We start from the raw sequence: 14,046 nt of genomic DNA, 5'->3' as shown, positions 1-14,046 counted from the left end.
CGTGGTTAAGGAGTCCTGAGACTCGTCAACCACGCACAGGCGCGAAGCGCCTACTTCAGCACCGTCGGACCGAGGAATTCGCACACCTGCAGGGCGAGTGCGAGATCCAGCTTGCTGTGTGTGCCGGTGGCGGGGTCGCCGAGGGCTTTGGTGATGCGGTATTTGACGGTGTTGCGGTGGAGGTTCATCTGCTGGGCGGTGTGGAGGTGGCTTTCGCCGGTCGCGAAGTAGGTGCTGAGCGTGGTCCGCAGTGTCGCGGCCTGGTCGGTGTTCTCCGCGAGTGGGCCGAGGACCTCCCATACCCAGGCCCGGGTGGAGTCCAGGTTCTCGGCGAGGAGCGAGACGACGGCGACGCCGCGGTCGCCGAAGCCGACGATCGGCCGGGCCGGGGTGTGGGGCACGGTGGCGACGGAGTAGGCGGCGTGCGCTTGTTCGTGCGACCGCCGGAATCCCGCGATCCCGGACGCGGGCAGGCCGATCGCAGTCCGGATGCCCGGGTTCGCGGGCATGGCCGCGGCGAGTTCGGTGGTGTCGAGGATGGGCTTCCGGCGGCCGAAAGGCAGCCAGGCCCACAGTGTTCGGCGGTCAATGGCGGTGACGATGGGCGCGGAGTCGGTGGCGAGGTGGTGGGCGAGGTCCCGGACGTAGTGGTCGAGTGCGTTGAGGCTCGCCTCGGTGTCGGAACCGGTGGACCACAGGATCATCGCGACGTGCGTCTGCTCGAGCCGGTAGTGGGTCTCGGCCTCGAACGCGGAGCCGTCGTTGCCCGTTCCGGTGAGGAGGGTGTGGATGGTCGACGAGTGGACGTTGCCGCGGGCACCCAGCCACCGCCGGCGTTCCTGCTCGTAGGCGTCGAACACGTAAAGGGTGATCCAGTCGATGTAGCTGTACACGACCTCCGAAATATGTTTGAGCACAGCGAGGGTCAGCGGTCCGGACAGTTGGAGGGCGCTGACTTCGTCGTAGCAGATCTTGATGAGGTCGTCCTGGCCCATGTGATACGCGCGGACCAGCGAGTTCGACGACACGTCGCGTTGCGCCAGTCGCAGCGCATACTCCACGGCGGCGGTGGTGGGCTGCAAGTGATCGACGGGAATGTCGTTGGCGAGGACGTGCACGATCGTCGAGACGTTGCCGTTCACGCTCGCCTCGAGCAGTTCGACGAGTTGCGGGTCTTCGTCGAGTTGGTCGATCTCGTGTGCGAGCAGCGCGCTCATCGTGCGGGTGATCTCCGCCTGCCGCGCATCGAGTTTCCGGGCGACGCCGGCGACGATGTCGAGGACCTCGGCCTCCGCCATCGCGGGCACCCGCGCCATGCGGCGCCTGGCACCGGCGCCGCGGTCGCCGGGGGCGGGACTGCTCACAGCACGTCCCCTCCTCCCTTTCGCAGATAGCGCAGAGCCGATTGCGCCGCGTTGTACCCGCACATCCCGTGTGCCCCGGCGCCGGGCGGTGTGGAGGCCGAACACAGGTACGTGCCGGGGATCCCGGTGCTGTACGGGTCGAGGGCGATGCGCGGGCGCAGCACCACCTGCGTTTCGGTGTTGGCGCCGCCGATGATGTCGCCGCCGACGTAATTGGGATTCGACGCGGCCAGACGCGCCGGTCCGCTGCTGACCGTGGCGACGATGCGCTGCCGGAAGCCGGGCGCGAATCGCTCGATCTGTGCGGTGATCGCCTCCGTCGCGTCGCCCGTGTAGCCGTGTGGGACATGGGCGTACGCGTACAGCGGGTGCAGATCGCCGTTCGACCGACCGGGATCGGCGAGGTACTGCTGACCGAGGAGCACGAACGGCCGCTCCGGCATCCGCCCCGCCGCGACGTCACGCTCAGCGGCCGCGATCTCGGCGAAACTGCCACCCAGGTGGACGGTTCCGGCGCGTCCGCATTCGGGATCGGCCCACGGCACCCCGCCCTGGATGGCGAAGTCGACCTTGAACGCGGCGGGCGCGTGCTTGAATCGCCGGTACGCACGGGCCACCCGGTCGGGCAGGCGGGCGCCCAGGATGCCGAGCGCGGCGGACGGCGCGACGTCCAGCAGGACGACGTCGGCGGGCGGGAGTTCGTTCCACTCGCGGACGTGGACACCGGTGGTGATCTTGCCGCCCCGGTCGGTCAGCAGGGCAGCGAGTGCACCGGTGATCGACTGCGATCCGCCCTCGGCGACCGGCCACCCGTAGCGGTGCCCGGCGGCGATGATCATCATCCCGACCGCGGACGTCGCGGGCCGGTCGAGGCGGTAGTAGGCGTGGGCGGCGGCGCCGCCGAACAGTGCTCGCGCCTTGTCGGTGCGCCACCAGCGGGCCGTCACCGCGGCCGGGAGCAGGGCCCGGGGCCCGAAGCTCGCGAGCCGCAGCGGGTGCCGGGGCACGTTCGCGATCGGACGCATGAGGTCGGCGGCGAGGTCGTCGAAGCCGTCGGCGAGTCCGCCGAACATGCGCTGCCAGCGCGCGCCGTCGTCGCCGAGTCCGGCGGCGGTGGCCGCGACCGACCGGTGCAGCAATCCCGCCTCACCGGAGTCGAGGGGGTGGGCGCAGTCGATCTCCGGCCACTTCCACGTCAAGCCGTACCGGCCGAGGTCGAGGGTCTGCAGATACGGCGACCCGGCGCCCATCGGGTGGAACGCGGAGCACTCGTCGTGCAGCAGTCCGGGGACGGTGAGTTCGCCGGAGCGGGTGCCGCCGCCGATGGTGTCGGCGGCCTCGAGGACCTGGACGTCGACGCCGTGCCGGGCGAGGTGGACCGCGGCAGCGAGCCCGTTGGGCCCGCTGCCGACCACGACTGCGGTGGTCACGGCCGCACCACCAGATCTGTCTTCTGCATCTTCGCCTCCCGCGTCCGCACGTTCGAGCCGTCTCCGTCCAGTGTCCACTGCACGTCGAACGGAATGGGACCGTTCGGCAGCCACGGCTGTTCGTTGATCGCGTCGGACACCTTGTACGTTCCCCGCTCGATGACACCGAGCGCGGCGTCGATCACCTTGTACTGCTGAGTGCCCTTGTGGATGGGCTGCGATTCGATCCAGGCGACGACGAACTCGCCGGGCGCGAAGTTGCAGCGCCGCTGGAGTGCGGCGATCAGGAACTCGTTGTGCAGGTGACCGTCACCGAAGTTGAACGCCACCAGCGAGTTGCAGCTGAACTCGGCCTCGCGCAGCGAGTAGGTGTCGATGTCGTCGCCGAGGTGGCGCATCATCAGCGAGAACAACGCTCGCCCCTGGCTGTGCATCGACCGCCAGCCGAGCAGCTGGTGCATCACGACGTCCGCGACCTCGGGCGGGTAGGTGGCCAGCAGCTGGGTGCGCGTGTTCTTGCTGGGACGGACGATGTGCTCGTCGAGCTTCTCCTCGGCGCCCGGCGCGAAGGCCCAGGTGGCGGACGCCCAGTTGCCTGCGTACTGACGCATCGACGGCAGGAACGAGACGAGGTCGGGGCGCAGGTTGCCGAGGATCGGGAAGAACACCAGGGCGGCTACGATCACCGCGGTCAGCCACACCGAGGACATGTCGGCGACGCCGTATCCGTCCCAGGCGGGGAATCCGAGGAACAGGAAAATCGACGCGTAGGCGAACAGCAGGTTCCACTCGAGCGGTACCGCCAGCGGGAACGTGGACAGGATGAACAGGTGGAACGCGACCATCAGCACGACCGCGAGCAGCGTCAGCGTGCGGTTGGTGGAGAACAGCAGCACCAGCGGGGTCACCACCTCCACGACCGTCCCGAGCACGTGGGCCACGCCACCGGCGACGATCGACGGCCGCAGGTCCTCGGGGAAGTTGCGGTAGTGGGCGCGCTTGATCTTCTTGAACGGCATCCACGGGGTGTTGCTCAGCATCGGCGGCACCACCATCGAGAAGTGGTGTCCGAGCTTGGAGACGCCCGCCCCGACCCACACCGAGACGATCAGCAGCTTCAGCGCGACGATCATGTCTACGAACGGAAGGACACCGAAGAACACGATCGCGGGCAGGTACTGCTCGCTGCGGGCCGCGATGAAGATGACCTTGTCGCGCAGACCGATCAGCACCAGCAGCGCGATCAGCGGAAACAGCACCGCGGGGCGGACGAGTCCGGAGTTGTCGGTGATGGCCGCGTCGATCGAAGACGTATGTACCCCCGGAAGTATCAGCGCAACAACGATGTTGACCAGCACGGCCGCGTAGATCAGGACGTCGCCGACGGTGCGGGTGTCGCCCGACGTGAGCGGCACCTTCCCCGGCCACGGTGGGAGCCGGATGGTCCCGGGGCGCAACCAGTACAGTATGCCGCCGGTCATCGGCTTGAAGTGGCCGGCGAGCGGACCCCACGAACCGGCGAGACCCACCGCTTCGAGCAGCACCGTCCACAGGATCAGCTTCTGGTAGATGATCGGCTCGTTCCACCAGGCACCCACGTCGAGGACGTTCAGGCCGGATGTGAACGTCGCCAACGTCAAACCGACGCCGAGGTAGAGGACGAGCAGCTTGAGAATGTAGATGGTGTGCACCATCTTCGGGGTTCCGAAACCGTAGTCGACCCAATGGGTCGACATGGCGCGCAGGCGGTCGCGGAACGGGAGGTCGAGGAAGGTGGCGGGGTCGACTTCGGGGAAGTTCCCGGTCTTGAATCCCATGGGAGGCTCCTGAGGGTAGGGGGCATCGCCTCGGGTGCGTCCCGAGGTGTGGGGTGTTACTGGATCAGCTGACGGCGGCAGACCGGTGGCGACTCCGCAGTCCCGGTTTGTCGATCTTGCCGACGGGGTTGCGGGGCAGTGCGTCGACGATGTGAATAGCCACCGGCAGTTTGACTTTCGTGAGCCGGCTGCCGAGGTGTTCGGCCAGGAGGACGTCGGTGACGGCGGTCTCCGGGTACGTGACGACGTATGCCACCGGCACCTCGCCGTACACGTCGTGCGGGGCTCCGATCACGGCCGCCTCGAGGACGTCGTCGTGAGTGGCGAGAGCGTTCTCGATCTCCTTGGGGTAGATGTTCTCCCCGCCGCGGATGATCATGTCCTTGATGCGATCGACGAGGGTGAGGTAGCCGTCCTCGTCGAGTCGGCCGACGTCGCCGGTGTGCAACCAGCCGTCGACGACGGTGCGTTCCGTTTCGTCGGGGCGGCCGAGGTAACCGCGCATCACGTTCGCGCCCCGGATCACCACCTCACCGACTGCCCCCGCCGGCACCGGTGCCCCGGACTCGTCGACGATCGCGATGGTCTGCCCCGGCAGTGCGGGGCCGACGGTGCCCAGCTTGCGAAGGCCGTCCGGCGGGTTGCACGCGGACGCGCAGGTGCCCTCCGTCAGCCCGTAGCCCTCGACGATGACGAGTCCGAAACGCTGCTCGGCGTGCTCGAGGAGTTCCTTGGAGATCGGGGCGGCCCCGCAGACCGCGAAGCGCAGCGAGGAGGTGTCGCCGACGGTGTCCTGGGAGACCAGAAGGGCATAGATGGTCGGGACGGCGGAGAAGTACGTCGGCCGCAGGCGGGCGACGTCGTCGAAGAACCGGGCCGGTGAGAAGCGTCCGGTGACGCTCAGCTGACCGCCGGCGAGCATCGGGGTCAGGAAGCTGACGCAGATCGCGTTGACGTGGAACAGCGGGAGGATCAGGAGGCAGTGGTCGTCGGCGGTCAGTGAGAAATGCCGCACCATCGAGGAACTCATGACCTGCAGGTTGTCGTGGGTGAGCATCACGCCCTTGGGCCGTCCGGTCGACCCGGACGTGTAGATGAGCAACGCGAGGTCGTCTCCGCAGGCGGTGGTGCCGGGTGCCCAGGCGGGGTCGGGGATGGTCGCCATGTCGTCGACGGCGATCACGGGACGTCCACCGGTCGGTGCGCCGGATCCCTCGTTGACGACGAGAACCGCTGTGGCGTCGTCGATTTGGTACTCCGCCTCGCTGGCGGTGAACGTGGGATTGACCGGGGTCGCGGCCGCACCGATCCGCCAGGAGGCCATCAGGGCGATGAGCAGTTCCGTGCGGTTCGGCAGCATGATCGCGACGACGTCGCCACGGCCGACACCGTTCTCGGACAACTGTGCGGCGAAGGCGTCCACCCGCTCCGCGAACTGTGCGTAGGTCAGTTCGAGTCGGTCGTCGCGCAGGCATGGCGCATCTCCGCGCTGTGCGGCGAGGTCCCAAGCGAAATAGCCGATGTGCGACACGATTTCGTCCGCCCTTTCGTTGTGGTGTGATCCACAACACTATCGACGGGGTTTCGTACAAGAAACGTCCTCAGGGGCTCGAGTTCGATCGGTTCGTTGTCGGTTGAGCACAACGGCTGGTGTCCGGGGGTTGACACCGCACCGCAGACGTGGTCAATATATGCAAACGCTTAGAAAATAAGCATATGCTTAGAACTGAGGGGCTGCAGGTCCGCACCGACTGCCGTCCACCACGTCAATCGGTAGGAGTTACCCATGCCCGAGGCCGTCATCGTCTCCATCGCCCGTTCCCCGATCGGTCGCGCCATGAAGGGATCGCTCAAGGGCATGCGCCCGGACGACCTCGCCGCGCAGATGGTCCAGGCGGCACTCGACAAGGTGCCCGCCCTCGACCCCACCGACATCAACGACCTCATCCTGGGCTGCGGTCTGCCCGGCGGCGAGCAGGGGTTCAACATGGGCCGCAACGTCGCGGTCCAGCTCGGCTACGACTTCATCCCCGGCACCACCATCACCCGGTACTGTTCGTCTTCGCTGCAGACCACCCGCATGGCACTGCACGCGATCAAGGCCGGTGAGGGCGACGTGTTCATCTCCGCCGGCGTCGAGACGGTGTCCCGGTTCACCGCGGGCAACTCCGACTCGCTGCCCGACACCCAGAACCCGCTGTACGCCGACGCGCAGACCCGCACCGAGAAGCTGGCCCAGGGCGGGCAGACCTGGGTCGACCCCCGGCAGGAGGGGCTGGTCCCGGACACCTACATCGCGATGGGCCAGACCGCGGAGAACGTCGCGCAGATCACCGGCATCACCCGCGAGGAGCAGGACCGGTGGGCGGTGCGCTCGCAGAACCGGGCGGAGGAGGCCATCGGCGCCGGTTTCTTCGAGCGGGAGATCACCCCGGTGACCCTGCCCGACGGCACCGTCGTGACGAAGGACGACGGTCCCCGCGCCGGCACCACCTATGAGGCCGTCAGCCAGCTCAAGCCCGTGTTCCGCCCGGACGGCACCGTGACCGCCGGTAACGCGTGCCCGCTCAACGACGGTGCCGCCGCCCTGGTGATCATGTCCGACACCAAGGCCAAGGAGCTGGGGTTGACCCCGCTGGCCCGGATCGTGTCCACCGGGGTGTCCGGTCTCTCGCCGGAGATCATGGGTCTCGGCCCCATCGAGGCGTCCAAGCGTGCCCTCGCCATCGCGGGGCTGGGTATCTCCGACATCGACCTCGTCGAGATCAACGAGGCGTTCGCGGTGCAGGTGATCGGGTCGGCGCGGGAGCTCGGGATCGACGAGGACAAGCTGAATGTGTCCGGCGGTGCGATCGCCCTCGGTCACCCGTTCGGCATGACCGGTGCCCGCATCACCGCCACGCTGCTCAACAACCTGACCACCCACGACAAGCAGTTCGGCCTCGAAACCATGTGCGTCGGAGGCGGACAGGGCATGGCGATGGTGCTCGAGCGGCTGTAGGCGGCTCCGCCGCCCGTGCGTGGTTGACGAGTGCAGAGACTCGTTAACCGCTCACGGGCGCGAAGCGCCTAGGCCAGGCCCGACAGCGGCGGCGGGGTGTTCTCGTCGCGCCAGGCGATGGCCTCCTTCAGCGTGCCGAGGTCGTAGTCGGGACCGCCCACACCGACGGTGAAGAGGGTGACGCCGGCGTCGACGTGGGCTGCCGCGTCGTCGACCCCCGGCCACGACGTGGAGTGCTGGATGCTGTCGGGGCTGCGTCCGGCATCCCGTGCGTATCCGGCGAGGATCCCCGACTTACGTTTGTACGTGTCCATGTCGCTGAAGCTGTGCCAGATGTCGCCGTATTGCCCGACCAGCGGCAGCGTCTTCTTCTCGCCGCCACCGCCGATGAGGATCGGAATGTGCCGGGTGGGTGCGGGTTCCAGCTTGCCGAACCGGGCGGTGATCCGTGGAAGGTACTCGGCGAGCAGGTTCAGCCGCGACCCCGCGGTACCGAATTCGTAGCCGTACTCGTCGTAGTCGCGCTCGAACCAGCCCGAGCCGATGCCCAGGATCAGCCGTCCGCCGCTGATGTGGTCGACGGTGCGGGCCATGTCGGCGAGCAGATCCGGGTTCCGATAGCCGGCACACGTGACGAGCGCGCCGATCTCCACCCGCTCCGTCTGCTCGGCGAACGCCCCGAGCATCGTCCAGCACTCGAAGTGGGCGCCGGCCGGGTCGCCGTACAGCGGATAGAAGTGGTCCCAGTTGAAGACGATGTCGACGCCTGCGTCCTCGGCGCGCAGTACCGCGTCGCGGATCAGCCCGTAGTCGGGCGCGTGCTGCGGCTGAAGTTGGACACCGATGCGAACTGGACGAGTCATTCGTGGCTCCTCGGAGTAGACGTTGGGCCTTCTCGATCCATAGTGCTCGCGCGACGGTCGGGCGCACAACGAACCCGCCGAGCGGACGATCTGAGCGGGCGAATGTACCGTCCGGCGCCCCAGATGCGCCAAGCGGTACATTCACCCGGTTGTCGGCGCACCTTCCGCCCATCGTCTTCGAAACGGACGAGGACGCATCACCACCCGACCACACGGCGGACTGGAAGACTGGGTGTGTGAAGGTCACGCAGAGGCCTGACCCGCCCACCGGCATCCGGCGGGCGTTCTTCCGCGCGCCGATCTACCTCTACCGCGTCCACCTCGGCTTTCTCCTCGGCGGCAGATTCCTGCTCCTCGAACACGTCGGGCGAAAGACCGGCGCCCGGCGGCAGGTCGTGCTCGAGGTGGTCAACCACGACGCCGTCGGCGACGGGTACGTGCTGGCCGCCGGGTTCGGTCCCAAGTCGGATTGGTACCGGAACCTGCGGGCGCAGCCGAATGCGAGGATTCAGGTGGGCCGCCGGCGACTGTCCGTCACAGCCGAATTCCTCGATCCCGAGACCGGTGCGGACTTCATGGCGCACTACGGGTCGGAGCATCCGAAACTCGGAATGCGGATCGCCCGGGGCATGGGCTTCGACGTCGACGGCAGCGCGGCCGACTTCCGGGCGGCCGGCCGTGAGATCCGTTTCGTCCGGTTGCGCCCCTGCGCCTGAGGTGCCTCAGTTCAGCCGCACCCCGCCCGCGAGGAGCATGGTGCGCAGGACGAATGCCGCCTCGGGGCCGATGATCTCCCCGACCAGGGTGAGGTAGCGGTCCACGTACTCCGGTCCGTGCGGGGCGACCGTCGGGTACTCGGGGTCGGACGGATCCAGGTGATGGGCCACCTCGTGGAGCACCACCAGTTCGCGGAACGCCCAGGCGTTGCCGTTCCGATGCTCGGGGACAGCGATTGTGGCGCAATCGCTTTCGTAGTGGGCGGCCTTGTTGCCCGACCGCGCGCGGACGTGAACCGGCGTGGCCGCCCGCGTCCACGTGGACCGCACCCAGTTCAGGGCGAGCACCCGGTCGACGTAGTCCTGCACCGAGTCGATCGACGCAAACTTGCGTTCCACCGGCAGCGTCACCTGCGACCCCATCACGTCGACGACGCGCAGCCCGCGCTCGTCGGCGCGGTCGAACATGGTGCGCACGAGGGCTTCCGCGTCGTACACGGCGGTCCGCTGGGTGTCGCGGGGTCGCTTCACGACGGGATCTGCTTGCGGGCGGTCGACAGTTCGGGTGAGTTGCTCAGGCGTGCAGTCCGGGCGGCGCGGTCGCCGGCCCGGCGGGCGCTCGACGAATGTCCGGCGGACGCCCGGCCTCCGCGCCACGTGCCGCGGGCCTGCGAGTTCTCCGAATAGTAGTCCTTCAGCTCGAGCTGCTTGTCGCGCAGGACCAGCGCCGTCTCCGCCGACGACTCCGGCACGGACACCGCCTGCTCCTCGGTCTCCTTCTTGGCGTCGGCGAGGCGCTGCCCGATCCGCGCGGCGTAGGCGAGCTGGAAGTTCAACCGGGCGGTGACACCGGCGACGGGGCGTCGCACCCGTGTCGCGACGCGGCGGCGTCCGCGCCTCTCGACCTGCGTCCGCACCGTCGTCTCGCCGCGGTACTCCCCCGACTTGATGTAGGCGTCGGATGCCCGGACCATCTGGATCAGCAGGCTCGCGTACAGGGCCTCGCAGACGTCGATGTCGCCGGCGAACCCGTACGCGTAGATGACGGCCGACGTCTGGGCGATGTCGCACTGGACGTCGTTGGCGGCGGCGATCACCAGGAACAGTTGCGCGTACGTCCGCAGGCCCTTCTTGCCCGGTTCGCCGATCGTGATCAGGCGCTGCGTGGGAGTGGCCCGCTTCTCCCTGCCTGCCGCGTGTGCGCGCGCGACCGCGAGGTCGATCGAGGAGGCGGTGGCGAGCCGCTGGGCGGCGGCCATGAAGGCCTCGCCCTCGTGCGGGTTGTCGGTGGATTCCGCCTGCCGGAGGAGCCCACCGATGCGGGTCAGCATCTTGTCGGAACTCACCAAGGCAGGCTAGCCCCCGTGCGCGGTTAACGAGTCGTGACACTCCTCAACCGCGCACGGGCGGCGAAGCCGCCTACAGTCGCTCGAGGTCGTCGAGGATCAGGTTTGCGCCGGTGAGGCCGATGCCGGTGATCCACACCCGGTAGTCGGTCTGGCGGACGCCGTCGCGTCGTGACGGCCCCATCTGCCCGATGAGGACGGGGTCGATCCCCAGTTCCCCGGGTGCGGACGTGTTCGCGACAAACGCGATTTCGGAGTCGATCTGGGCGACGTTCTCGAGCGAGATCTCGGACATGTCGTTCTTCGCGTCCCACGGTTGCCCGGTGATGGTGTAGCCGGCCGCGGTCAGCACGGAACCGGAGAACGTGCCGGGTCCGTGGAGGCGCAGACCGTCGTCCATCACGCGGATGACGTGCGCGGTGCGGCCCCGGTTGGTTTCGCTCAACGCGGCAGCGCGGGCGTGGAAGGCCGACAGCTTCTGCTCGGCTGCTTCCGTCTCACCCATGGCCTCGGCGAACAGCCGCAGCGTCCCCTGCCAGTCGACCGCGGGCGACACCGAGAAGACGGTGGGCGCGATCGCCGACAGCGCGTCGTACAGGTCGCCGTGCCGCTGCTTGCTGCTGAGGATGAGGTCGGGCTGCAGCGCGGCGATCGCCTCGAGGTTCGGTTCGGCGATCGACCCGACGACGGTGGTGCTGTCCAGTCCGCCGCCCAGGTAGGCGGGCAGCGCGTCGGCGGAACCGGCCTGAGCAGCGCCGACCGGTGTCGTCCCGAGCGTGACGACGGTGTCGATGGGCAGGTTGTCGAGGGCGACGATGCGACTGGGCCTGTTGCTCACCGTCGTCGTGCCCATGGCGTGGGTGACGGTGCGCTGGGCGCCGCTGTCGCTGCCGGTTGCGGCGTCGGGTCGCGCGCATGCCGCGGTGAGTGCGGCCAGTGCGGCTGCTCCCAGTCCGGCCCCGAATTCGCGTCGCGTGAGGGCGTCGACGATCTCCTGCCATTGGGCGTCGGTGACATTCGGGGAGCACGTGGCTGAACGCATCCTGGACCTCGACCTCGAAGAGGGTAGAGGATAGGCGAACCTAACCTTATACAGTCTGTTGCGTGAGCGTGCAGACGACGACGTCGCCCGAGGGGTGGACGCCACCGGCCTGCGCGGCGCTCTCCCGGTCACTCCAGGAGCCGTTGTGCGGCACTGCGCCCCGGGTGCACGGCTGGCTGCTGATCGAGCAACCCGGACCGTGGGGCCGCGACCGGCTCCGGCAGAGCCGCCTCGACCCGGTCCTCGGCGACGCGCTCGCCACCCTGTGCGCCGAAGCGGGGGTGCGTCCGGTGCTGATCCGCACCCGAGAGCGCCGCGACGTCGCCGCGGGACGTCACGTCTACCTCGTGCGTCCCGGACGAGCCGACGGCTGGGCGGAGCGACTGCTGGTGCGCGAGGACCGGGAGCTGCTGGACCTCGACCTCGCCATCGACCTGCCACCCGGAGTCGGGGAACGTCTCGACCCCACCGAATCGCTGTTCCTCGTCTGCACCCACGGCAAGAAGGACGCCTGCTGCGCGTCGTTCGGACGCCCCGTCGTCACCGGTCTCGGCCACCGCGACGGACGGGTCTGGGAGTCGACGCACGTCGGCGGCGACCGGTTCGCCGCGACCGTGGTGTGCCTGCCGTCGGGCATCTACTACGGCCGGGTCACCGCGGAGTCCGCGGAACACATTGTCGCCGAACACGATCGCGGACGGGTGGTGCTCGAGCATTACCGCGGCCGGTGCACCGACGACCTGGTGCTGCAATTCGCCGAGCACACCGTGCGGGCCGAGCGGTCGCTGCTCGGACTCGACGACGTGATCCCGCTGTCGGCGGTCCCACGCGCGGACGGCGACACCGACGTCCTGGTCCGGCACCCGGACGGCACCGACCGGGTCCGGGTGCGCACGACCCGCGACGAACCCCGCCTGACCGCCTGTAGCGCGGGTGTCGTGGACAGCCCGGACCGGTTCGAGGCGGCTCCGCCACCCGTGCGCGCTTGACGAGTCCAGAGACTCCTCAACCGCGCACGGGCGCGAAGCGCCTCTTGCGGCAGGAGGTCTCGTTGCGGTTGCGCCGGCGACTCGTGGTGTTCACGCGGAATTCACTGCGCCGATTCATCGGCACATTCATCCCCAGCTGTGGAGAAACCTGTACATGAATGCCACCAACATGTTTCGGACCGAGCGTAATTCGGCCGAATCGTCATCGGGGCTTCGCGACGAGGCCTGACGGCGGTTGTGCGAACCGATCATCCACCGACCCAGCGGTGAGTGAGAAAGTGCGTCAACAGGTACATTCTCACGCACCTGTGCGCGGCGCCGGGTAGAAGGGACTTCGACGTTCATGGCCACAGTGACCTATGACGGTGCCACCTGCCTGTTCCCCGGCTCGGACAAACCGGCCGTCGATACGCTCGACCTGAAGATCGAGGACGGTGAGTTCCTGGTCCTCGTCGGCCCGTCCGGCTGCGGCAAGTCGACGTCGCTGCGGATGCTGGCCGGGCTCGAGGACGTCCACAGCGGCCGGATCCTCATCGGTGACCGCGACGTCACCACCCAGGAACCCAAGGAACGCGACATCGCGATGGTGTTCCAGAACTATGCGCTGTACCCGCACATGTCGGTGGCCGAGAACATGGGTTTCGCGCTCAAGCTCGCCGGCGCCGCGAAGGACGACATCCGCACGCGGGTCGAGGAGACGGCGAAACTCCTCGACCTCGAGCCGTACCTGGACCGCAAGCCGAAGGCACTGTCCGGCGGTCAGCGGCAGCGCGTCGCGATGGGACGCGCCATCGTCCGGCAGCCGCAGGTGTTCCTGATGGACGAGCCGTTGTCCAACCTCGACGCCAAGCTCCGCGTGCAGACACGCACGCAGATCGCGCAGCTGCAGCGTCGGCTCGAGACGACCATGGTGTACGTGACGCACGACCAGGTCGAGGCCATGACGATGGGCGACCGGGTGGCGGTGCTGAAGGACGGGGTGCTGCAGCAGTGTGCGTCGCCCCGCGACCTCTACAACCGGCCCGCCAACGTGTTCGTCGCCGGCTTCATGGGGTCGCCGTCGATGAACCTCTTCACACTGCCGATCACCCCCGACGGGGTCGTGCTCGGCGACGCGACCATCCCGCTGCCCCGGCAGCTGCGCTCGGACAGCGACGAACGTCAGGTGGTCGTCGGGATCCGCCCCGAACACCTGGAACTGTCGACCACCGGCATTCCGATGGAGGTCGCGGTGGTGGAGGAACTCGGATCCGACGCCTACATCTACGGCCGCAGCACCGTCAACGGGGAGACGCAGCAGTTGGTGGCCCGTGCCGATTGGCGGAACCCGCCCCGCAAGGGTGACCTGGTGAAACTGCACGTCGACCCGTCCCAGGTGCACCTGTTCTCGGCGTCCGAGGGCTACCGGCTGAGCTGATCCGGCGGTGGCCAGAGCGGTTCCTGACCGATTCAGGTCGGGGGTAATGCCGGACTTCTGC

The 14,046-nt window shown here is 68.3% G+C and carries 12 protein-coding genes; 4 read left to right on the top strand and 8 right to left on the bottom strand.

Annotation, left to right across the window (positions count from 1 at the left end; all coding sequences use genetic code 11):
* Positions 1 to 50: 50 nt before the first annotated feature.
* The 4 genes from RHA1_RS16820 to RHA1_RS16805 all read right to left on the bottom strand — a co-directional run bounded on the left by RHA1_RS16820 (position 51) and on the right by RHA1_RS16805 (position 6,142).
* Complete coding sequence (locus RHA1_RS16820) at positions 51 to 1,364, bottom strand: PucR family transcriptional regulator (RefSeq protein WP_016884841.1); 1,314 nt, start codon at positions 1,362 to 1,364, stop codon at positions 51 to 53.
* A complete protein-coding gene (locus tag RHA1_RS16815; RefSeq protein WP_011596091.1) occupies positions 1,361 to 2,794 on the bottom strand; it encodes a phytoene desaturase family protein in 1,434 nt (477 codons plus the stop codon). Before RHA1_RS16815 ends, RHA1_RS16820 begins: the two co-directional genes overlap by 4 nt.
* Complete coding sequence (locus RHA1_RS16810) at positions 2,791 to 4,611, bottom strand: DUF3556 domain-containing protein (RefSeq protein WP_011596090.1); 1,821 nt, start codon at positions 4,609 to 4,611, stop codon at positions 2,791 to 2,793. Before RHA1_RS16810 ends, RHA1_RS16815 begins: the two co-directional genes overlap by 4 nt.
* A 64-nt stretch (positions 4,612 to 4,675) precedes the next feature.
* The gene (locus tag RHA1_RS16805) at positions 4,676 to 6,142 is read right to left on the bottom strand and encodes a class I adenylate-forming enzyme family protein (RefSeq protein ID WP_011596089.1); all 1,467 of its coding nucleotides are present in this window, start codon (positions 6,140 to 6,142) and stop codon (positions 4,676 to 4,678) included.
* Between the two features lie 255 nt (positions 6,143 to 6,397).
* On the opposite strand from RHA1_RS16805, the gene RHA1_RS16800 reads away from it, so the two are divergent.
* A complete protein-coding gene (locus RHA1_RS16800) occupies positions 6,398 to 7,612 on the top strand; it encodes an acetyl-CoA C-acetyltransferase (RefSeq protein WP_011596088.1) in 1,215 nt (404 codons plus the stop codon).
* Positions 7,613 to 7,680: 68 nt separating this feature from the next.
* Here the strand turns inward: RHA1_RS16800 and RHA1_RS16795 are convergent, their stop codons facing one another.
* Entirely contained in the window at positions 7,681 to 8,475 is a 795-nt protein-coding gene (locus tag RHA1_RS16795; protein ID WP_005264455.1) for an LLM class F420-dependent oxidoreductase, read from the bottom strand.
* Positions 8,476 to 8,711: 236 nt separating this feature from the next.
* Here RHA1_RS16795 and RHA1_RS16790 point away from each other — a divergent pair, with 236 nt between their 5' ends.
* Positions 8,712 to 9,191 (top strand): nitroreductase family deazaflavin-dependent oxidoreductase, encoded by a 480-nt coding sequence (locus RHA1_RS16790; RefSeq protein WP_041811577.1) that lies wholly within the window; start codon positions 8,712 to 8,714, stop codon positions 9,189 to 9,191.
* 6 nt (positions 9,192 to 9,197) lie between these two features.
* Here the strand turns inward: RHA1_RS16790 and RHA1_RS16785 are convergent, their stop codons facing one another.
* The 3 genes from RHA1_RS16785 to RHA1_RS16775 form a co-directional block, all read right to left on the bottom strand.
* Positions 9,198 to 9,722 (bottom strand): TIGR04338 family metallohydrolase, encoded by a 525-nt coding sequence (locus RHA1_RS16785; RefSeq protein ID WP_041811575.1) that lies wholly within the window; start codon positions 9,720 to 9,722, stop codon positions 9,198 to 9,200.
* Positions 9,719 to 10,537 (bottom strand): DUF2786 domain-containing protein, encoded by an 819-nt coding sequence (locus tag RHA1_RS16780; RefSeq protein ID WP_041811573.1) that lies wholly within the window; start codon positions 10,535 to 10,537, stop codon positions 9,719 to 9,721. The genes RHA1_RS16785 and RHA1_RS16780 overlap by 4 nt, the downstream gene beginning before the upstream one ends.
* A 73-nt stretch (positions 10,538 to 10,610) precedes the next feature.
* Entirely contained in the window at positions 10,611 to 11,579 is a 969-nt protein-coding gene (locus RHA1_RS16775) for an ABC transporter substrate-binding protein (RefSeq protein WP_011596085.1), read from the bottom strand.
* A gap of 62 nt (positions 11,580 to 11,641) precedes the next feature.
* Here RHA1_RS16775 and RHA1_RS16770 point away from each other — a divergent pair, with 62 nt between their 5' ends.
* Positions 11,642 to 12,568: a ferredoxin family protein gene (locus RHA1_RS16770; protein ID WP_011596084.1), complete on the top strand. Its 927-nt coding sequence runs from the start codon at positions 11,642 to 11,644 to the stop codon at positions 12,566 to 12,568.
* 343 nt (positions 12,569 to 12,911) lie between these two features.
* The gene (locus RHA1_RS16765) at positions 12,912 to 13,985 is read left to right on the top strand and encodes an ABC transporter ATP-binding protein (protein ID WP_009476452.1); all 1,074 of its coding nucleotides are present in this window, start codon (positions 12,912 to 12,914) and stop codon (positions 13,983 to 13,985) included.
* Positions 13,986 to 14,046 lie beyond the last annotated feature (61 nt).

It is taken from the genome of Rhodococcus jostii RHA1 (assembly GCF_000014565.1).
GTDB classification, from domain to species: domain Bacteria; phylum Actinomycetota; class Actinomycetes; order Mycobacteriales; family Mycobacteriaceae; genus Rhodococcus_F; species Rhodococcus_F jostii_A.
This window is presented reverse-complemented; position numbering and strand designations above follow the sequence as displayed.

Coding starts and splice junctions, on each gene's coding strand:
- RHA1_RS16810 (WP_011596090.1), bottom strand. CDS start 4,611: ATGGGATTCAAGACCGGGAACTTCCCCGAAGTCGACCCCGCCACCTTC.
- RHA1_RS16800 (WP_011596088.1), top strand. CDS start 6,398: ATGCCCGAGGCCGTCATCGTCTCCATCGCCCGTTCCCCGATCGGTCGC.
- RHA1_RS16795 (WP_005264455.1), bottom strand. CDS start 8,475: ATGACTCGTCCAGTTCGCATCGGTGTCCAACTTCAGCCGCAGCACGCG.
- RHA1_RS16775 (WP_011596085.1), bottom strand. CDS start 11,579: ATGCGTTCAGCCACGTGCTCCCCGAATGTCACCGACGCCCAATGGCAG.
- RHA1_RS16765 (WP_009476452.1), top strand. CDS start 12,912: ATGGCCACAGTGACCTATGACGGTGCCACCTGCCTGTTCCCCGGCTCG.